Annotated in this window: 16 protein-coding genes; 9 read left to right on the forward strand and 7 right to left on the reverse strand. The window is 74.9% G+C overall.

Annotated elements, in window-relative coordinates:
* The first annotated feature begins 63 nt into the window (after positions 1-63).
* Complete coding sequence (hflX, locus tag JOF54_RS19005; protein WP_210058715.1) at positions 64-1,584, forward strand: GTPase HflX; 1,521 nt, start codon at positions 64-66, stop codon at positions 1,582-1,584.
* A 235-nt stretch (positions 1,585-1,819) separates the two neighbouring features.
* Positions 1,820-3,781: an ATP-dependent DNA helicase gene (locus JOF54_RS19010; RefSeq protein ID WP_210059721.1), complete on the forward strand. Its 1,962-nt coding sequence runs from the start codon at positions 1,820-1,822 to the stop codon at positions 3,779-3,781.
* Positions 3,782-3,803: 22 nt separating this feature from the next.
* On the opposite strand, the gene lexA is transcribed toward JOF54_RS19010, so the two are convergent.
* On the reverse strand, positions 3,804-4,646 hold the full coding sequence (gene lexA / locus JOF54_RS19015) for a transcriptional repressor LexA (protein WP_210058717.1): 843 nt from the start codon (positions 4,644-4,646) through the stop codon (positions 3,804-3,806).
* A 267-nt stretch (positions 4,647-4,913) separates the two neighbouring features.
* On the opposite strand from lexA, the gene JOF54_RS21655 reads away from it, so the two are divergent.
* The 4 genes from JOF54_RS21655 to JOF54_RS19035 all read left to right on the forward strand — a co-directional run bounded on the left by JOF54_RS21655 (position 4,914) and on the right by JOF54_RS19035 (position 9,826).
* A complete protein-coding gene (locus tag JOF54_RS21655; protein WP_210058719.1) occupies positions 4,914-5,294 on the forward strand; it encodes a hypothetical protein in 381 nt (126 codons plus the stop codon).
* Positions 5,295-5,358: 64 nt separating this feature from the next.
* A complete protein-coding gene (locus JOF54_RS19025; protein ID WP_210058721.1) occupies positions 5,359-5,778 on the forward strand; it encodes a DUF2752 domain-containing protein in 420 nt (139 codons plus the stop codon).
* Positions 5,779-6,091: 313 nt separating this feature from the next.
* The gene (nrdR, locus tag JOF54_RS19030) at positions 6,092-6,640 is read left to right on the forward strand and encodes a transcriptional regulator NrdR (RefSeq protein ID WP_210058723.1); all 549 of its coding nucleotides are present in this window, start codon (positions 6,092-6,094) and stop codon (positions 6,638-6,640) included.
* Positions 6,641-6,946: 306 nt separating this feature from the next.
* Positions 6,947-9,826 (forward strand): vitamin B12-dependent ribonucleotide reductase, encoded by a 2,880-nt coding sequence (locus JOF54_RS19035; protein WP_210058725.1) that lies wholly within the window; start codon positions 6,947-6,949, stop codon positions 9,824-9,826.
* A 106-nt stretch (positions 9,827-9,932) separates the two neighbouring features.
* Here the strand turns inward: JOF54_RS19035 and JOF54_RS19040 are convergent, their stop codons facing one another.
* The 3 genes from JOF54_RS19040 to JOF54_RS22080 all read right to left on the reverse strand — a co-directional run bounded on the left by JOF54_RS19040 (position 9,933) and on the right by JOF54_RS22080 (position 12,437).
* Positions 9,933-10,415: a hypothetical protein gene (locus JOF54_RS19040; RefSeq protein ID WP_210058727.1), complete on the reverse strand. Its 483-nt coding sequence runs from the start codon at positions 10,413-10,415 to the stop codon at positions 9,933-9,935.
* Between the two features lie 79 nt (positions 10,416-10,494).
* The gene (locus JOF54_RS19045; RefSeq protein ID WP_210058729.1) at positions 10,495-11,166 is read right to left on the reverse strand and encodes a response regulator transcription factor; all 672 of its coding nucleotides are present in this window, start codon (positions 11,164-11,166) and stop codon (positions 10,495-10,497) included.
* Positions 11,163-12,437 (reverse strand): sensor histidine kinase, encoded by a 1,275-nt coding sequence (locus JOF54_RS22080; protein WP_210058731.1) that lies wholly within the window; start codon positions 12,435-12,437, stop codon positions 11,163-11,165. Before JOF54_RS22080 ends, JOF54_RS19045 begins: the two co-directional genes overlap by 4 nt.
* 271 nt (positions 12,438-12,708) lie before the next feature.
* On the opposite strand from JOF54_RS22080, the gene JOF54_RS19055 reads away from it, so the two are divergent.
* Positions 12,709-14,091, forward strand: a complete 1,383-nt coding sequence (locus JOF54_RS19055; protein ID WP_210058733.1) for an FAD-binding oxidoreductase — start codon at positions 12,709-12,711, stop codon at positions 14,089-14,091.
* Between the two features lie 16 nt (positions 14,092-14,107).
* Here the strand turns inward: JOF54_RS19055 and JOF54_RS19060 are convergent, their stop codons facing one another.
* On the reverse strand, positions 14,108-15,067 hold the full coding sequence (locus JOF54_RS19060; RefSeq protein WP_210058734.1) for a molybdopterin-dependent oxidoreductase: 960 nt from the start codon (positions 15,065-15,067) through the stop codon (positions 14,108-14,110).
* Between the two features lie 77 nt (positions 15,068-15,144).
* Positions 15,145-16,470, reverse strand: a complete 1,326-nt coding sequence (locus tag JOF54_RS19065) for a PrsW family intramembrane metalloprotease (protein ID WP_210058736.1) — start codon at positions 16,468-16,470, stop codon at positions 15,145-15,147.
* Between the two features lie 298 nt (positions 16,471-16,768).
* Between JOF54_RS19065 and JOF54_RS19070 the strand changes: the two genes are divergently transcribed.
* Positions 16,769-17,653: a T3SS (YopN, CesT) and YbjN peptide-binding chaperone 1 gene (locus tag JOF54_RS19070; protein ID WP_372443497.1), complete on the forward strand. Its 885-nt coding sequence runs from the start codon at positions 16,769-16,771 to the stop codon at positions 17,651-17,653.
* A gap of 45 nt (positions 17,654-17,698) precedes the next feature.
* Here JOF54_RS19070 and JOF54_RS19075 read toward each other — a convergent pair whose 3' ends face one another.
* Complete coding sequence (locus tag JOF54_RS19075; RefSeq protein WP_210058738.1) at positions 17,699-18,787, reverse strand: HoxN/HupN/NixA family nickel/cobalt transporter; 1,089 nt, start codon at positions 18,785-18,787, stop codon at positions 17,699-17,701.
* Between the two features lie 117 nt (positions 18,788-18,904).
* On the opposite strand from JOF54_RS19075, the gene JOF54_RS19080 reads away from it, so the two are divergent.
* Positions 18,905-19,243 carry an ArsR/SmtB family transcription factor gene (locus tag JOF54_RS19080; protein WP_210058740.1) on the forward strand — a complete coding sequence of 113 codons (339 nt, stop codon included), beginning with the start codon at positions 18,905-18,907 and terminating at the stop codon, positions 19,241-19,243.
* The last annotated feature ends 32 nt before the right edge of the window (positions 19,244-19,275 follow it).

Here is a 19,275-nt window from a genome sequence, read left to right on the forward strand (position 1 = left end):
CGGCGCCGGCGGGGTGAAATCCCCTCGGCGCCGGTTGTCGCCCCGTGAGACCCTGGAGGGACGATGACTTCACCTGAGCCGCAGCCCGTCAGCCCGAGCGACGCGGTCGAGGACGACCTGCTGATCGAGCGCCTCGACCCCCGCGACCACCCCGAGTTCGCCCGGCCCGCCCGGCCCGCCCCCGGTCCCGACGACTCCTACGACGGCGACCAGCAGGACCTCGCCGACCGGCAGTCGCTGCGCCGCGTCGCCGGCATGTCGACCGAGCTCACCGACATCACCGAGGTCGAGTACCGCCAGCTCCTGCTGGAGCGCGTGGTGCTCGTCAGCGTCTGGACCACCGGGACCGCCGCCGACGCCGAGAACTCCCTCGCCGAGCTCAAGCTGCTCGCCGAGACGGCCGGCTCGCAGATCCTCGAGGGCCTGGTCCAGCGGCGCAGCCGCCCCGACCCCGCCACCTACATCGGCAGCGGCAAGGTCGAGGAGCTGCGCGAGGTCGTCGTCACCACCGGCGCCGACACCGTCATCTGCGACGGCGAGCTGTCGCCGGCCCAGCTGCGCAACCTCGAGGACAAGGTCAAGGTCAAGGTCATCGACCGGACCGCCCTGATCCTCGACATCTTCGCCCAGCACGCGCAGAGCGCGGAGGGCAAGGCGCAGGTCGAGATGGCCCAGCTCAACTACCTCAAGCAGCGCCTGCGCGGCTGGGGTGGCAACCTCTCCCGGCAGGCCGGTGGGCGGGCCGCCGGCGGCGCGGGCATCGGCGGCCGCGGCCCCGGTGAGACCAAGATCGAGACCGACCGTCGCCGGATCAGCAGCCGGATCGCCAAGCTGCGCCGCGAGCTGCGCGACCTGGACAGCACCCGGCAGACCGAGCGGGCCGAGCGCCGTCGGCACGAGGTGCCCTCGGTGGCCATCGTCGGCTACACCAACGCCGGGAAGTCGAGCATGCTGAACCGGCTGACCGACGCCGGCGTGCTGGTCGAGGACGCGCTGTTCGCCACCCTCGACCCGACGACCCGGCGCGCGACCACCCCGGACGGCCGGGTCTACACCCTCACCGACACCGTCGGCTTCGTCCGGCACCTGCCGCACGACCTCGTCGAGGCCTTCCGCTCCACGCTGGAGGAGTCGGTGCAGGCCGACCTGCTGCTGCACGTCGTCGACGCCTCCGACCCCGACCCCGAGGGCCAGATCCGCGCGGTGCGCGAGGTGCTGGCCGACATCGGCGCCGGCAAGGTCGCCGAGCAGATCGTGCTCAACAAGGCCGACCAGGCCGACCCGGCCGTGCTGACGACGCTGCGGACCAGCTACCCGGGGGCCGTCATCGCCTCGGCGCGCACCGGTCGCGGCCTGGACGAGGTGCGCGCGGCGCTCGAGTCGCGGCTGCCGCGCCCCGAGGTCGCGGTGCGGGTGCTGCTGCCCTACGAGCGCGGCGACCTGCTCAACCGGATCCACCAGGCCGGCCAGATCGTCAGCCTCGAGCACACCGAGGAGGGCACCGTCGTCGACGCGCGCGTCCTGCGCTCCCTCGCCGGCGAGCTGGAGCCCTACCTGCTGGCCGCCAGCGGTCCTGCGTCCTGAGGCCCGTCCCGCGGGCCCGGTCCGGTGCCCGCGGGCGCCGTCCACAGGGCCCGCGGGTTCGGTGTCCCCAGGGCCTGCGCGGAGGAGGGGCGCTGTCGGTGGAGGCCGTTAGAGTTCTGCGGTGACTCCCGCTCCGACCACGACCCGCCCCTGGGCGACCCGGGCCGGGCACCGGGACGTCCTCGTCGCCGCCGTCGAGAAGATCGGGGGCGCCGAGCGCCCCGGGCAGGTGGCCATGGCCGACGCCGTCGACGACGCCCTGGCCACCGGCCGCCACCTGCTGATCCAGGCCGGCACGGGCACCGGGAAGTCCCTCGGCTACCTCGCGCCGACGCTGGTCCGGCTGGCGGGCTCGCGCGAGCGGATCGTCATCGCGACCGCCACCCTGGCCCTGCAGTCCCAGCTGGCCGACAACGACATCCCCGCGGCCCTGGACGCCGTCCAGAAGGTCACCGGCAAGCGGCCGAAGCACGCGGTGCTCAAGGGCCGCACCAACTACGCCTGCCTGCTCCGGGTGCGCGACGGCAGCGAGACCGACCAGACCACGCTGATCAGCGCCGCCGACCTGGCCAGCACGATCACGCCGAAGGCGACGCCGGAGTCGGCGCTGGGCGCCGAGGTGCTCGCCCTGCGGGAGTGGGCCGAGGAGGAGGCGGGCTCGGGCGGCCTGGCCGACCGGGACGGCGCGCCCAGCCACACCGACCGCGGCTGGCAGCAGGTGTCGATCCCCGTCCGCGAGTGCCTCGGGGTGCAGCGCTGCCCGTTCGGCGACGAGTGCTTCGTCGAGAAGTCCCGGGAGGCGGCCCGGGGCGCCGACCTCGTGGTCACCAACCACGCGCTGCTGGCCATCAACGCCATGCACGGCGGGACCGCCCTGCCCGAGCACTCCGCCGTCATCATCGACGAGGCCCACGAGCTGGTGGCCAGGGTGACCGGTGCCGCGTCGGCCGAGCTGACCCCCGCCCAGATCGAGCGGGTGGCCCGGCGGGCGATGGTGCACCTCGACGACGACGTCGCCCTGGACCTGCTGGAGTCGGCCGAGGCCCTCCGCGGGGCGCTCGAGGGCGCGCCGCTGGAGCGGGTCGAGGACGCCGCCTCCGGCTTCGTCGAGGGCTGCGGCGTCGTCCGCGACGCCGCGCGCACCGCCGTCAGCAAGCTGAGCGGCGGGGACGACAAGTCCGACGGCGAGCGCCGGCAGGCCGCGGCAGCGGTCAAGGAGGTCTTCGACGTCGCCGAGCGGATGGCCGCCCTGCACGCGACCGACGTCGTCTGGGTGAGCGACTCCGAGCGGATGGGCCGCGCCGCCCGGGTGGCCCCGCTCAGCGTCGCGGGGCTGATGCGCAGCGCCGTCTTCGGGGAGGCGACCACCGTCCTCACCTCCGCCACCCTCAAGCTCGGGGGCGAGTTCACCCAGATGGCGGGCAGCGTCGGGCTGCGGCCCTCCGAGCGCGACGACAGCGCCGACGAGCCCGCGAGCTCGGTCGCCGACACCGACGGCGCGACGGCCGACGACGACGCCCCGGTGCGCTGGCGCGGGCTCGACGTGGGGTCGCCGTTCGACTACGGGCGCCAGGGCATCCTCTACCTCACCCGCTCGATGCCGGCCCCGGGCCGCGACGGGATGCCGGCCGAGGTGCTGACCGAGATCGCCGAGCTGGTCTGGGCGGCGGGCGGGCGCACCCTGGGCCTGTTCTCGTCCCGGCGCGCCGCCGAGGCCGCCGCGGTGCACGTGCGCAAGCAGCTGCCCAAGCAGACGGTGCTGTGCCAGGGCGACGCCCAGCTCTCCGAGCTCACCCGCCGGTTCGTGGCCGAGGAGCAGACGAGCCTGTTCGGCACGCTCTCGCTGTGGCAGGGGATCGACGTGCCCGGGCCGACGTGCTCCCTCGTGATCATCGACCGGGTACCGTTCCCGCGCCCCGACGAGCCGCTGACGCTGGCGCGCCAGCGGGCGGTCGCCGAGGCCGGGGGCAACGGGTTCATGAGCGTCGCGGCGACGCACGCCGCGCTGCTGCTGGCCCAGGGCGCCGGCCGGCTGATCCGCCGGACCGACGACAAGGGCGTCGTGGCCGTGCTCGACCCGCGGCTGGCGACCGCCCGCTACGGCAGCTTCCTGCGCGCCTCCATGCCGCCGATGTGGCAGACGAGCGACCGGGAGACGGTGGTGCAGGCGCTGCGGAGGCTGTCCGGCCAGGCCTGAGGGCCGGCCGGACGCCCGCGCGTCAGACCTTGCGGAGGACGGCGACGACCTTGCCCAGGATCGAGGCGTGGTTGCCGTCGATCGGGTCGTAGGCCGGGTTGTGCGGCATCAGCCAGACCTGGCCGTCGCGCCGCTTGAACGTCTTGACGGTCGCCTCGTCGTTGAGCAGCGCGGCGACGATGTCCCCGTTCTCCGCCGTCGGCTGCTGCCGCACGACCACCCAGTCGCGGTCGCAGATGGCGGCCTCGATCATCGAGTCGCCGCGCACCTCGAGCAGGAACATCGTGCCCTGGCCCACGAGCTGGTGCGGCAGGGCGAACACGTCCTCGATCCGCTCCTCGGCCAGGATCGGCCCGCCGGCCGCGATCCGGCCCAGGACCGGGACGTGCACGGGGGCGGGGTAGGCGTCGCCGCGGCCGGTGTCGTCGGTCTCCACCTCGGCCAGCACGGGGGGCCGGGGCGTGTCGGCCACCGCCGGCGCGACCGGGCGGGCGTCGCCCTCGCCCGGCAGCAGCACCTCGAGCGCCCGCGGCCGGTTCGGGTCGCGGCGCAGGAAGCCCTTCTGCTCCAGGGTCTTCAGCTGGTGGGCGACGCTCGAGGAGCTGGCCAGGCCCACGGCCTCGCCCATCTCCCGGATGCTCGGCGGGTAGCCGCGGCTGTCCACCGCCTCCTTGATGACCTCGAGGACGCGGCGCTGGCGCGGGGTCAGGCCGTGCGCGTCGGCCGGGCCGTCGGGCAGCGAGCGGACCGTCCCGCTGGTCCCCAGCTGGGCCTCGACCTCGGCCGCGCTGGGCCGTCCGCGCTTGCGCGTCCGGGGGGCGGGTGCGGGCCCGGTCGGGGAGGTGGGGTCGTCACGGTCTGCCATGCGGCTGAATCTAGGGAAGCCCCCGGGTGAAATCAAACACCTGTTCGAGCGTGTCGCGCCCGCGTCCTGCAGGCGGGCGCCGGGCTCGGCGCCGAGAACTGTCAGTGGTCCCTGGTGGGGTGAGGACATGAGCACCTCCGGAGCGGCGACCCTCGACCTCGGGTCGAACACGCTTTCGAATGTGCTTGGCAGCCGCCGCCCCGTGCGGTACAAATCAAACACACGTTCTATCGAACGTCTGTTCGACATCTCCTGAGGAGCTCGACCATGGACGTCACCACCCTCGAGGCACCGCTCGGCACCACCGCGACCGGCTCCCGCAGCACGGCCCGGACCGCCGCGCCCACCCGGGCACCGGGCCGGCCCCGCCGTCGCACGGGCCGGGGGACCGGTCCGCAGGCCCGGCCCGACCGTCCGCTCGCCGGCGGCACCCGGGTGCCGCGGCCGCAGTCCTGCGCCGTCGTGGCGCCTGCGGTCTCCGTGGCCGCCGCCCCTGGCTGGCGGCTCACCGAGCGGGGGATCGCCCTGGTGCTGGTAACCGGCCTGTTGGTCGTCACCGCCGCCCTCACCGTGGTCGGCCTGACCGCCCTGCGCGTCACCGGCGAGCGCTACGCCGACGTCGGCCAGACGGTCCTCGTCCAGCCCTGAGCTCCCCACCGCCCGCCCGGTCGATGACGACCCGTCCGGCCCCGGCGGCGGGCAGAATGGCCCCGTGAGCACCCCGTCGTCGGCCCCGACCTTCCGCGCCACCCGCGGACTGGGCTACCTCGCCGGCACGGCGGTCTTCGGCGTCGGCGTCAGCGGCGTCTACGCGGCGACCGGCCTGGGGCTCCCGTGCCCCTTCCTGATGGCGACCGGCTGGGAGTGCCCCCTCTGCGGCGGAACCCGGCTCGGCAGCGCCCTGCTGCACGGCGACCTCGTCGCCGCCTTCCTCTACAACCCGGTCGTCCTGGTGGGCCTGGTGGTCGTCTCCGTGCTGGGGGTGCTGTGGACGCTGGAGGCCCTGGGCGGCCCGGCCGTCCGGCTGCCCGCACGGGTGGCCACCCGCGTCGCTCGGGTCCACCCGACCCGGTGGCTCGTCCTCGGTCTCGTGGCCGCGGCCGCCTTCGTGGTGCTGCGCAACCTGCTCTGACCTGGGCGGGCGCCGTCACCGGTTCCTCCCCGGCCCCACCCCACCCCTCCCGTCGTCGGCGGCGGCTCCCGCACGCCCTCCGGACGTGCGCGGCAGCGCCCCGGACCGCTCGTGGACAGGGCGCCACGCCCGGGGGACTGGCTCTTGCAGTCGACGACGAGCGGACGTACGCTCTCTACATCTAGTAGTTACACCGGTGTTCTTCCTCCACAGGTAGTGGTTGGTCGTCCACATCGATCCACAGCACGGTCCACACGCTCTGCACAGGGTTGTCCCCAGGACAGCCCGCGGAGGCCCCCGGGAGGAGTCGCACGTGTTCTGCCCCTACTGCCGTCACCACGACTCCAAGGTCCTGGACTCGCGCACCGCCGAGGACGGCTCGAGCATCCGCCGTCGTCGCCAGTGCCCGTCCTGCGAGCGCCGCTTCACCACCGTCGAGCAGATGCAGCTCGTGGTGGTCAAGCGCAGCGGCGTCGTCGAGCCGTTCGCCCGGGAGAAGGTGATCGGCGGCGTCCGGAAGGCCTGCAAGGGCCGTCCCGTCACCGAGGACCAGCTCGCCCGGCTCGGCCAGGTGGTCGAGGACGCCCTGCGCGCCTGCGGTTCGCCGGAGGTGCCGGCCGACGAGGTCGGCGTCGCCATCCTCGGCCCGCTCCGCGACCTCGACCAGGTGGCCTACCTGCGCTTCGCCAGCGTCTACCGGCAGTTCCGCTCCGTCGACGACTTCGAGGCCGAGATCGCCCTGCTCCGGGTGGAGCAGGACCCGACCGGCATCGAGCCCCTCATCCCCGACCCGGTCGCGAAGCAGAAGGTCAGCTCCTTCACCCCGCACCGGCTGACCCCCGGCCGCAAGGCCCCGCCGTAGGGCTCGCGCCCCGCCCCCGACCCCGGGGCAGGGTTCGCGCCGCCGGGGAAGGCCGCGTGAGCCCAGCCCCGGTTCCACGCCCGCCGGACCCGGTCCGCCCGGCACCACCTGATCCGCACGACCTGAACCACTCGACCAGCACGACGCTCCACCGGCACGACGCTCCACCGGCACGACGCTCCACCGGCACAACGCTCCACCGGCACCGCCTCGCGCGGCTGCCGCGGTCCCTCGGGACCACGTACTCGGGGGAACCCACCGTCAGCACCGCCCGGCGAGACGCCGGGCAGCAGAGGAAGGCACCACATGACCGACATCGCTCGTCCGGCGAACGGACGCCCGGACGCGAAGCGGCCGAGCCGCGGCAAGAACGCCGGCCTGACCATCGACCGCGTCTTCACCACCGAGGGCGTCCACCCGTACGACGACGTCGTCTGGGAGCGCCGTGACGTCGTCCAGACCAACTGGAAGACCGGCGAGACCGTCTTCGAGCAGAAGGCCGTGGAGTTCCCCGACTTCTGGAGCGTCAACGCCTCCACGATCGTCACCACCAAGTACTTCCGCGGCGCCCTCGGCTCCCCGCAGCGCGAGCAGGGCCTGCGCCAGCTCATCGACCGCGTGGTGCACACCTACCGCCGGGCCGGCGAGGAGAACGGCTACTTCGCCACGCCCGCCGACGCCGAGGTGTTCGAGCACGAGATCACCTGGATGCTGCTGCACCAGCACTTCTCGTTCAACTCGCCCGTCTGGTTCAACGTCGGCACCCAGTCGCCGCAGCAGGTCAGCGCCTGCTTCATCCTCAGCGTCGACGACTCGATGGACTCGATCCTCAACTGGTACCGCGAGGAGGGCTTCATCTTCAAGGGCGGCTCCGGCGCCGGCCTCAACCTCTCCCGCATCCGCTCGTCGAAGGAGCTGCTGAGCTCGGGCGGCACCGCCTCGGGCCCGGTCTCCTTCATGCGCGGCGCGGACGCCAGCGCGGGCACCATCAAGTCCGGCGGCGCCACCCGCCGCGCGGCCAAGATGGTCGTCCTCGACGTCGACCACCCCGACATCGAGGAGTTCATCGAGACCAAGGCGAGCGAGGAGAACAAGATCCGCGCGCTGCGCGACGCCGGGTTCGACATGGACCTCGGCGGCAAGGACATCACCTCGGTCCAGTACCAGAACGCCAACAACTCGGTCCGGGTCAACGACGAGTTCATGCGCGCCGTCGAGGACGGCAAGCCCTTCGGCCTGCGCGCCCGCAGCGACGGCAGCGTCATCGAGACCGTCGACGCCCGCGAGCTCTGGGGCAAGATCGCCCAGGCCGCGTGGGCCTGCGCCGACCCGGGCATCCAGTACGACGACACGATCAACGACTGGCACACCACCCCGGAGTCGGGCCGGATCACCGCGTCCAACCCCTGCTCGGAGTACATGAGCCTGGACAACTCCTCCTGCAACCTGGCCAGCCTCAACCTGCTCAAGTTCCTCACCGACGACGACCAGTTCGACGCCGAGAAGTTCGAGCAGGCCGTCGAGCTGATCATCACCGCGATGGACATCTCCATCTGCTTCGCCGACTTCCCCACCGAGGCGATCGGCCAGACCACGCGCGACTACCGCCAGCTGGGCATCGGCTACGCCAACCTCGGCGCGCTGCTGATGGCCACCGGCCACGGCTACGACTCCGACGGCGGCCGCGCCTTCGCCGCCGCGGTCACCTCGCTGATGACTGGCACCTCCTACCGCCGCTCGGCGGAGCTGGCCGCCATCGTCGGCCCGTACGCCGGCTACGCGCAGAACGCCACGGCCCACAAGCGCGTCATGCGCAAGCACCAGGCGGCGAACGACTCGCTGCGCACCGTCGGCTCGCTGGACACCCACGTCCAGCAGCGCGCGACCCGCGCGTGGGAGGCCGTCATCAAGCTGGGCGAGTCCAACGGCTACCGCAACGCCCAGGCCTCGGTGCTGGCCCCGACCGGCACCATCGGCTTCATGATGGACTGCGACACCACCGGCATCGAGCCGGACTTCTCGCTGGTCAAGTTCAAGAAGCTCGTCGGCGGCGGCTCGATGCAGATCGTCAACCAGACGATCCCGCGGGCGCTGCGCCGGATGGGCTACGCGACCGAGACCGTCGAGGCCATCGTCGAGTTCATCGCCGAGCACGGCCACGTCATCGACGCGCCGGGCCTGAAGCTGGAGCACTACGAGGTCTTCGACACCGCGATGGGCGCCCGGGCGATCAAGCCCATGGGCCACGTCCGGATGATGGCGGCCGCGCAGCCGTTCCTCTCCGGCGCCATCTCCAAGACGGTCAACCTGCCCGAGACCGCGTCGGTGGAGGACATCGCCGAGGTCTACCTGCAGGGCTGGAAGTACGGCCTCAAGGCGCTCGCGGTCTACCGCGACAACTGCAAGGTCGGCCAGCCGCTGAGCGACGGCGGCAAGAAGGCCGACGCCGCGAAGCCCGACGAGACGGCCCCGGCCGCCGAGCCGACCGTGGTCGAGAAGATCGTCTACCGGCCCACCCGCAACCGGCTGCCGAAGTCCCGCCCGAGCCGCACCACCTCGTTCTCGGTGGGCGGGGCCGAGGGGTACATGACCTCGGGGTCCTACCCCGACGACGGCCTGGGCGAGGTCTTCCTCAAGCTCGGCAAGCAGGGCTCGACCCTGGCCGGGGTGATGGACGCCTTCTCGATCGCGGTGTCCATCGGCCTGCAGTACGGCGTGCCGCTGGAGACCTTCGTGCAGAAGTTCACCAACCTGAAGTTCGAGCCGGCCGGTCTGACCGACGACTCCGACATCCGGATGGCTCAGTCGATCATGGACTACATCTTCCGGCGGCTGGCGCTGGACTACCTGTCCTTCGACGAGCGGGCCGAGCTGGGCATCTACACCGCCACCGAGCGGGCCCGTCAGGTCGAGACCGGCTCCTACCTGCCGGAGGAGGACGTCACCGAGGCCGAGTCGCTCAAGAACGACGCGGGCGACGACGTCGACACCAGCCTGCTCGACGAGCCGGAGGTGGCCGCGGCCCGTCCGGCGCCGTCCACGGCCCGGACGACGTCGGAGCTGTTCGAGTCGCTCACCGGGACCAGCGTCGACGCGCCGCTGTGCCTCACCTGCGGCACGAAGATGCGGCCGAGCGGGTCCTGCTACGTCTGCGAGGGCTGCGGCTCGACCAGCGGCTGCAGCTGACGCCCGACCCCGAGCGCCCCGTGCGCTGACGACGGCCCGGTCCCCTCGCGGGGGGCCGGGCCGTCGCCCGTTGCCGGGGTCGTGGCGCCGCCGGGCGCCGGTCGGCTCAGGAGCTGACGAGCGGGCCGCGGGCGGAAGCCGCCGGGCGGATGAGCACGCCGAGGCCGATCCCCGCGGCGGCGGGCACCGCCACCAGCAGGGCGAAGATCACCAGCGAGCTGGGCAGGTCCGCCCGGGTGTCGGCGAAGGCCTCGGCGAGACCCGGGTAGGCGCCCGGCCCGGTGACCATCGACCGCAGCTGGACGACCTGCTCGAGCACGGCGACGAGCACCGCGACGCCGGCCCAGCCGGCCACCAGGCGCACCCGGTCGCGCTGGCGCATGCCGTCGACCAGGGCGACGGCGAAGGCGAGCGCGGACAGCGCGAGGAAGGCCGTGAGGCCGGCGGCCAGCGGGTCCGACTCCGTGGAGACGGCCGCGAGGAGCTCGACGGCGGCGACGAGGCCGACCGCGCGGAGGGCGACGTCGAGCAGCGTGCGGGCGACGCGGTGGCTGGCCGGGACGGCGGGGGAGGGGCGGTGAGGAGTCATGGCTCGAGCCTCCCGCCCGGGCGCGGTGCCGCGCGTCCCCCCGTGGGTGCGCACCGCTCCACCCGCGGGTGGAACCCGCTCACGCCCCGTCCTCGGCGGGACCGCCGACCAGCCCGCTGGCGTAGGCCAGGATCACCAGCGCGACCCGGTCGCGGCGGCCGGCCCGGGCCAGGATCCGGCCGACGTGGGTCTTCACCGTGGCCTCGGCGAGGTACAGCTCGGCGGCGATCTCGGGGTTGGTGCGGCCGCGGGCGATGGCGGTGAGGATCTCGCGCTCGCGCGGGCTCAGCGACGCGACCACGGCGACGGCGTCGGGGTCGCGGGTGGTGGTGCGGCCGTAGCGCTCGACCAGCCGGCGCGTGGTGCTGGGCGCGAGCACCGTCTCACCCAGTGCGACGCTGCGCACCGCGGCCAGCAGGTCGGCCGGCGGGCAGTCCTTGAGCAGGAAGCCCGACGCCCCGGCCCGGAGCGCCCGGTAGGCGTACTCGTCCAGGTCGAAGGTGGTGAGCATCAGCACCCGCGGCACCGGACCGGGCCGGGCCAGCAGCCGCCCCGTCGTCGCCACCCCGTCCAGCCGGGGCATCCGGACGTCCATCAGCACGACGTCGCAGGGGAGCCCGCGCAGCTGGGCCAGGGCGTCCTCGCCGTCGCCCGCCTGGCCGACGACCTGCAGGTCGGGCTGGGAGTCGAGGACCATGGCGAAGCCCGCGCGCACCAGCTCCTGGTCGTCGACGACGAACACCGAGATCACCGGGCCACCCCGTCCCGGGAGTCCGGTGCGCCGCCGGCGCTGACCGGCATCCACGCCGTCACCGCGAAGCCGCCGCCGGGCAGGGGGCCCACCCGCGTGCGTCCGCCGGTCGCGGTGACCCGCTCGCGCAGCCCGGTGAGCCCGACGCCGGGCGACGGCGCGGCGGGGGCGCCCGTCGCGGGGTCGGCCGGGTTCCGGCCGGAGTCCTCGACGCTCACGAGCAGCTCCTCGTCGGTGCGGCGCAGGGTGACGGCGACGACGTGGCCGCCGTGCCGCCGCGCGTTGGTCAAGCTCTCCTGGACCACCCGGTAGGCGGTCAGGGAGGTGAGGTCGGAGAGGGTGCTGAGGTCGCCGTCGGTTGCGAGGGTGACGTCGGCGCCCGCGGCCCGTGCCTCGGCCACGAGGGCGTCGAGCCGCTGCAGGCCGGGGGCGGGCGCCGCGGGGGCGCTGCCGGCGTCCTCGGCCCGGAGCAGGCCCAGCAGCTGGCGCATCTCCTGCAGGGCCGTCCGGCCCGTGGTCGCGATCTGGGCCAGCGCGGTCCGCGCGGTGTCGGCGTCCGGCGGCAGGGTGTAGGCGGCGCCGTCCGCCTGGACCACCATCACGGTGAGGCCGTGGGCCACCACGTCGTGCATCTCGCGCGCGATCCGGGTGCGCTCGGCGGCGGCGCTGAGCTCGGCGAGCTGGCTGCGCTCGCGCTCCAGCTGGTCGGCCCGCTGGCGGACGGCCATGTCGCCCTCGCGCGCGCGTCGGGCCTGCTCGCCGAAGGCCCAGGCGGCGACCACGAGCACGGCCGCGCCGGCGGTGCTGAGGGCCGGCACCGCGGTGAGGTCGGCCCCGCCCAGCCGCCGGTCGAGGTAGCCCCAGAAGCCGCGCGCGGCGCCGACCGCGACCAGCAGCAGGCCCGCGGCGAGCCCCAGCAGGCCGGTGCGGCGGTCGGTCCAGCCGCCGAGCGTGCCCAGCGCCAGCAGCACGGCGGCGTCGTGGAAGCCGATGGGCACCGCGAGCGCGGCCTGCACCAGGGTGGCGCCGACGACGAGGGCGGCGGCCAGCCGGGGCCGCGAGCGGCGGAGCGCGAGCGGCAGCACGACGAGGGGCACGAAGACCCAGTCCGCCGGGTCCAGGCCGGCCGAGAGCACCTTGAGCAGCACGGCGGACAGACCCGTCAGCAGCACCGCCAGGGCCAGGTCGGACAGCTGCGCCGACCGGGGGAGCGCGGGCACCGCGGTGTCCCCGGCCCCGGTCGGGGCGGTCGACGACACGCGATCGGGCACGCGGCACCCTAGCGCGGCGCGCCGCGCGGACGGGGAGGTCGAGGGCCGGCGCCCGGTCCGGCCCCGGTCGGACAGGTCGAGGCCGGAGCTCTGCCGGACGTCGTGGCGGCCCGCCCCGGTGCGGTGCGCGTCCCGCCGCTGAGCGCGCCGACCGGGGCAGCCGTCGGCGCCGCCCGACCGCTGGGCCGTTCGTGCACCTGACCGGGTGGCGGCGACCTCGCTAGCGTCGGCAGACGGGGCGGCTCCGCACCTCCGAGTCCGAGGGGGACCCATGACCGCGACCGATGCCGTCCACGCCGACCTGACCGGGTTCACCGGACCGGTGGTGGGCCGAGGAGAGCCGGGCTACGACGCCGCCAGGAGCGTCTACAACGCCATGGTCGACCGCTCGCCCCTGCTGGTGGCGAGACCGCAGAGCGCCGCCGACGTCGCCCTCGCCGTCGGCGTCGCCCGGCGCGACGGCCTGCTCCTCGCCGTCCGCGGGGGCGGGCACAACGGCGGCGGGCTCGGGACCTGCGACGACGGGATCGTCCTCGACCTCGGGGACCTCAGCGGTCTCCGGGTGGACGCGGACGCGCGGACCGCCACCGTCGGCGGCGGCTGCACCTGGGGGCAGGTCGACGCGGCCACCGGGGCGCACGGGCTCGCCGTGCCGAGCGGCATCATCTCCACCACCGGCGTCGGCGGCCTGACCCTGGGCGGCGGCCTCGGCCACCTGACCCGCGCCTTCGGGCTGACCATCGACAGCCTGCTGGGTGCCGACGTCGTGCTGGCCGACGGCCGGGAGGTCCGCGCCAGCGCTGACTCCGAGCCCGACCTGTTCTGGGCGTTGCGCGGGGGCGGCGGCAACTTCGGCGTCGTCACCTCCTTCACCTTCGCGCTGCACGACGTGTCCCGCTTCGTCGGCGGGCCCACCTTCTGGTCGGTCGAGCAGAGCGAGGAGGTGCTCCGGGCGTACCGGGAGTTCCTCCCGTCGGCCCCGCGGGCGCTCAACGGCTTCTTCGCCTACACCCAGGTGCCGCCGGCCTCGCCGTTCCCCGAGGAGCTGCACCTGCGCCCGGTCTGCGGGGTGGTCTGGGCCCACGTCGGCACGGAGGAGGAGGCCCGCGCCGCCATGGCGCCCTTCCTCGACAGCCTGCCGGAGCCGCTGCTGCACGGCGTCGCCCCGGTGCCCCACGCCGGCCTCCAGGCGGCGTTCGACGGCATCTACCCCCGCGGCCAGCAGTGGTACTGGCGAGCCGACTTCGTCCGCGAGATCCCGGACGAGGCCGTCGCGCTCCACCACGCGTTCGGCAGCCGGCTGCCCACGGCGCAGTCGACGATGCACCTCTACCCGGTGGACGGGGCTGCCCACGACGTCGACCCGGCGGACACCGCCTGGGCCTACCGGGACGCGACCTGGGGGTCGGTGTTCGCGGGCGTCGGCCCGGTCCCCGCCGACGCGCCGGCGGTGCGCCGCTGGTCGGTCGACTACTTCGAGGCGCTGCACCCCTACTCCGCGGGCGGCGCCTACGTGAACATGATGATGGACGAGGGGGCGGAGCGGGTCCGGGCCAGCTACGGCGGCAACTACGCCCGGCTGGCCGCCGTCAAGGCCCACTACGACCCCGACAACGTGTTCCGGGTCAACCAGAACATCCCGCCCGCGGCCTGAGCGTGAGCCGGTCCGGCTACTGGAGCGGGAACGGCGGCTGCGCGGCGGCGGGCCGGTCGTCGAGCTCGACCGAGGCCACCCACTTGACCCACCAGAACCCTCGCCGGCCCGGGGCGACGAGCCGGACCGGGGCCCCGGTGCCGGGCGTCAGCGGCCGGCCCTCGACCGCGGTGGCCAGCCAGAGCCGGTCGGCCTCCTCGGCCGGGAAGCGGCGCCGGTAGCCGGTCACGCTGGTCACCACGACGCTGCGGGCGGCCGCCCGCCGGTCCGGGTCCAGCAGGGCGGCCAGCGGCACGCCGGTCCAGGTGGCGTCGGCGTACCAGCCGCTCGTGCAGTCCAGCCGGGCCGGCACCGGCCCGCCGCGGACCACCAGGGCGGCGAGGTCGACGTCGGTCCCGTCGACGCGCACCCGGTGCGCGCGGGGGTCGAGGACCGGGACCCGGTCGAAGAGCCAGGTCGTGGCCGGGACGTCGGCCGGGTCCAGCCGGTGCGACCCGGTCGCCAGCCGGGTGGCCGCGCCCCGGCTGAGCCGGCGGTCGACGAGCTCGGCGACACCCCAGGTCGTGGCGGCGGCCAGGCCGAAGGCGCCGGACACCAGCAGGCGGCGCCGGGACGCGTCGCGCCGGCTCAGCCGCAGCGGCCGGTGCCGGACCACGTGCACCGCGCCGAGCAGCACCAGACCCACCGCCGAGCCGACGTGCACCTGGACCGGGCTGACGCCGAGCACCCGCCCGTAGCCGCCGAGGACCTGCACCACCCCGGACGCCAGGCACACGGCCAGCAGGCCGACCAGCGCGAGGCTGGCGGCGTGCACGCGGGCGGCACGGAGCACGACGACCGTCTTCCAGGGGGCGAGCACCAGCACACCCAGACCCGTGGTCCCGTGCGCGATCCGGGCCGCGGTGGCGGGCGCCGGGGTGCCCGCGGCGAACAGCAGCAGCCCGCTGGCCAGGGCGCCGAGGAGCAGCAGGCCCAACCCGAGGTTCGTCCGCCGTCCGGCCCGTCGCAGCGGGCGCCACGGCCGTCGCGGACCGGTGAGCGCGGTGCCGCTGGTCAGCGGACGCCCGGCCAGCCGCCGGGGGGCGGCGGCCCGTACGCCGACGGGGGAGCGGCGGGAGGTGGCGCGGCCGGGGACCCGGGTGGGGGGCCGGCCGTCGGCCCGCCGGGCGCGGGGGGCGGGAGGGTTCCCGGCGGCAGCGCCGTCGGCGGCCACCGCAGCGGCGGCCGGCCGGCCGTGGGCGGCAGGATCACCCACGGGCGCAGGGCCTGCGCGTGCTGCAGCAGCCCGAGCATCCGCTGGTTGACGTCGGGCGGCGCGGTGCCGGCGAGCGCCCGCAGGTGCAGGAAGGCGATCTCGGTGAGCGTCTGCTGGAACGCCCGCATCGCCGCCGCGGCCGGCGGGCCGCCGTGCTGCCGGGCGTAGCCGCGGGACGAGACGCGGTCGGCGAGCCGGGCCACCCACCGGATCTCCTCGGGTCGGGTCCAGCCCAGCGACGTCGTCTGCACCAGGGCGGCGGTCAGCATCCGCCCCTCGCGGACCCGGGCCCACAGGGCCACGGCCAGGACCACCACCAGCGCTGGGAGCATGATCGCCCCGTAGGCGGTGGAGAAGCCGTCGCTGCCGTAGTAGGTGCTGCCGTTCCAGACCCCGTGCAGCACGACGGCGACCACGAAGCCGAGCGCCGGGGCCAGCCAGCGCAGCACCGGGCGCCGGGTGCTGACGGCGAGGCCGACGCCGAGCCCGGTCGCGGCGGTGAACAGCGGGTGGGCGAAGGGGCTGATCACCCCGCGCAGGATGAAGGTGACGGTCAGGCCGATGCCGCCGGACTGCACCAGCGCGGACAGGTAGTAGAGGACGTCCTCGACGAAGGCGAAGCCGATGCCCACCAGGGCGGCGTAGACCAGCCCGTCGAGGACGCCGTGCACCTGCTGGCGGCGCAGCAGGACGACGGCGAGCAGGAACAGCCCCTTGCCGGCCTCCTCCACGAGCGGTGCGATGACGGCGGTGTCGACGAAGGAGTCGGTGCCGGGGAGCTGGAACAGCAGCTGCTCGCCGACGAAGCTGATCACGACCGCGACCACCGCGCCCCAGCCCAGGGCGGCCAGCCGGTAGCGGCCCGGCTCGGGCTCGTAGCGGTCCAGCCAGAAGCAGACCCAGATCAGCAGCGGGAACGACACCGCCGCCAGCAGGGTGGTCACCACCGCGGCGACGGGGCCGCCGAACACCACGACGAGGACGGCGATCAGCAGCGCGCCGACGCCCAGCACGGCCATCGTCACCCGGGTCAGCACCGAGCTGCGCCGCCGGAGCAGCTCGGGCGGGGGGCCCGCCGGGCGCACCGGCACCGGGGCGCCGGCCGGGAACGGCTGGCCGGTCAACGCTGCCTGCTCATGCTGGACGTCCTCCTCGCGCGCCGCCCGCGCGGTGCTGCGCCCCACCCTAGGCAACCGACGACGCCCACCGCGGGCACCGCGGGCTCCACCGCGGTCAACTGTGCGCGGCTCTGCCGCGGTGAGCTCGTGCGCGGCTCCGCCGCGGTGACCTGATGCGCGGCTCCGCCGCGGTGACCTGATGCGCGGCTCCGCCGCGGTGAGCTGATGCGCGGCTCCGCCGCGACGGGAGTGGCGTCGGGAGGCGTGCGCTAGGTTCGGCCGGAGAGCGGAGGTGGTGGCGGACGTGGACGACTTCGACCTGGACCGGAGCACGGAGCAGGCCTGGACCGACTTCCAGGCACGGCTCGCGGAGGTGGTGTCGGTGATGGACGACTCCGCCGACCTCACCATCGGCGTGGAGTCGGTGAGCGAGGAGCCGGCGCCCTTCCTGCGCTTCAGCGCCGAGCACCGCGACCGGATCCGCTGCGAGGCGGCCGGCAACGCGACGCTGGGCCCGGCGTTCCGGCTCAGCGGGGAGCAGACGGCGGCGCTCACCGGCCTGGGCTGGCAGGCGCCCGGCGACACCGGTCCGCGGCCCACGCCGAACTTCTGGGTGGAGGAGGAGCAGGAGCGCAGCGAGCGCGTCGCCGCGCTCGCGGTGGCGGCCCTGCGCGACGTCTACGGCGTCCAGCACCCCGTCTTCCTCGCCCCCGACCAGCTGGGTGAGGTGCTCCGCGGCCCGGCCCCGGACCCGGCGCCCGCCGTCGGCCGGGCCCAGCAGCTCGACGCCCTCGTCGACCGCGAGCTCACCCGGATGTACGGCCACCCGCCGATGCGCGACGCCGACGGCGACGTCGCCATCCGCGTCGGGTCGACGATGCTGTTCCTGCGCACCTCTCCCGACGGCCAGGAGGTCGTCGTCTTCGCGGCCGTCGTGCACGACGTCGCCGGCCGCTCGCGGGCCGCCGAGGTGCTCAACGACCTCAACGTCGAGGCCCGCTGGGTGAAGTTCCAGCTGGTCCGCGACCGGGTCTTCGTCACCTTCTCGGTGCTCGCCCGGCCCTTCGTGCCCGAGCACCTGCAGCACGCCGTCACCATCCTGTCCGAGGTCGCCGACGGCATCGACGAGGAGCTGGCGACCAAGCTGAACGGGCGGACGACCTTCAGCGAGACCGACGGACCGGGCTGAGCCCGGCTCCCGCCCAGCCGCTGCGCAGGGCTCGGCCGGGCGGGCTCAGACGGTCCGGCCCGCGCGGGAGCGCCGCCAGAGCAGCAGCGCGCTGACCCCGACCAGGGCGAAGAACCCGGCCAGCCAGAACCCGGCGTAGGTGGTGTCGGTCGCGGCGAGGGCGTCCACCAGCGCGGTGCGCCAGCCGAGCACGTCGGCCAGCAGCGTCGCCACGGCGATCGACCCGACGAGCAGCCCGCTGCCGATGCTCACGCCGGTGATCAGCAGGTTGTAGTCGATCTTGCGGGCCGGGTCCTCGTCGGCGCTGCGGTAGAGCCGCAGCATCATCAGCCCGTTGGAGGTGTCGCCCAGCGTCATGGCCGCCGTGAACAGGAAGGGCAGGCAGAGCAGCGAGGCCGCCGGCGCCCCGGCCAGCGCAGCGCCCGCGGTGACCATCAGCAGCCCGATCTGGCTGGAGGTGTCGAAGCCGAGGGAGAACAGCAGGCCGACGACGTAGACGTGCCGAGGGTGCCGCACCCGCCGCAGCGGCGCCGTCATCACCCGGGCCGCCGGGCCGCGCGGGGTGAGCGCCCCCGGGGGGAGCACCAGGCCCGGGTCGGCCCGCAGCGCGCGCCGCAGCCGCAGCGCCTGGCCGAAGGTGGCCAGGTTGGCCACCGCGACCAGCAGCAGGTAGACCCCCGAGACGCTGAGCCCGACGATGCCGAGCACCCGGGCGGCCCCGCTGCTCTCGTCGAGGGCCACCTGGACGAAGCCGGCGCCGCTGATGACGAGCACCCCGGTGGCGACCACCACCGAGGAGTGGCCCAGGGAGAAGGCCAGCCCGACCGACGCGGGGTCGCGCCCCTCGGCCACGAACTTGCGCGTGGAGTTGTCGATCATCGAGATGTGGTCGAAGTCGAAGGAGTGCACCAGCCCGCGGAAGTAGGCGAAGGCGGCCGCCCCGACCGTGACCGCCCCGACCGCGCCCGAGGCGACGCCGTAGCCGAGCAGCCCGAGCCCGACGACGTGCAGCACCGCGATGGTGACGAAGGCGGCCCGGACCCGGCGGCCGAACGGCTGCGCGGCCCGGCCCTCGGCGCTGAGCAGGGGGTGCCGGTGCCGGACCGACGGCTCCGCTGCGGTGGTGCGGCTCATGTGTCGTAGCCTCGTTCCAGGTCGGACGGGTGCCCGTCGCGGCCACGATACGGAACAGGTGTCCGCCGTGACACGCGAGGTCGTCGGGCCGTCGCGCGGTGGCCAGGAGGAGGACCCGTGGTGGAGCCGGAGCTGGTGGCGCGCGAGGCGCTGCTGGACGCCCGGCCCGGCCTGCCAGGCCTCGTCGACCGGCTCGCGGCCTTCTCCGACCCGACCCGGCTGCAGCTGCTGATCGCCGTCCACGCCGCGCCGGGCTCGCCGGTGAAGTCGCTGGCCGCGGCGACGGGGCTGGCGCCCAACACCGTCACCCAAGCCCTCATCTCGCTGCGGGAGAGCGGCCTGGTCGAGCGGGTGCGGGACGGCCGGCTCAGCCGGTGGACGCTCTCCGACGCGGCAGCGCACGCCCTGCTGCACCACCTCGGGGCGCCGCACTCGAGCCTGCACCCGCCGCACTGAGCGTGGCCGACCCGGCGGGCCCCGTCCCGGCA

This window comes from Microlunatus capsulatus, from assembly GCF_017876495.1.
Lineage (GTDB): Bacteria > Actinomycetota > Actinomycetes > Propionibacteriales > Propionibacteriaceae > Microlunatus > Microlunatus capsulatus.

Excerpts from the sequence above, each read along its gene's own strand:
- JOF54_RS19055 (WP_210058733.1), top strand. The coding sequence starts at position 12,709 with ATGACCGCGACCGATGCCGTCCACGCCGACCTGACCGGGTTCACCGGA.
- JOF54_RS21655 (WP_210058719.1), top strand. The coding sequence starts at position 4,914 with ATGGACGTCACCACCCTCGAGGCACCGCTCGGCACCACCGCGACCGGC.
- JOF54_RS19040 (WP_210058727.1), bottom strand. The coding sequence starts at position 10,415 with ATGACTCCTCACCGCCCCTCCCCCGCCGTCCCGGCCAGCCACCGCGTC.
- JOF54_RS19035 (WP_210058725.1), top strand. The coding sequence starts at position 6,947 with ATGACCGACATCGCTCGTCCGGCGAACGGACGCCCGGACGCGAAGCGG.
- hflX (WP_210058715.1), top strand. The coding sequence starts at position 64 with ATGACTTCACCTGAGCCGCAGCCCGTCAGCCCGAGCGACGCGGTCGAG.
- lexA (WP_210058717.1), bottom strand. The coding sequence starts at position 4,646 with ATGGCAGACCGTGACGACCCCACCTCCCCGACCGGGCCCGCACCCGCC.
- JOF54_RS19010 (WP_210059721.1), top strand. The coding sequence starts at position 1,820 with ATGGCCGACGCCGTCGACGACGCCCTGGCCACCGGCCGCCACCTGCTG.
- JOF54_RS19075 (WP_210058738.1), bottom strand. The coding sequence starts at position 18,787 with ATGAGCCGCACCACCGCAGCGGAGCCGTCGGTCCGGCACCGGCACCCC.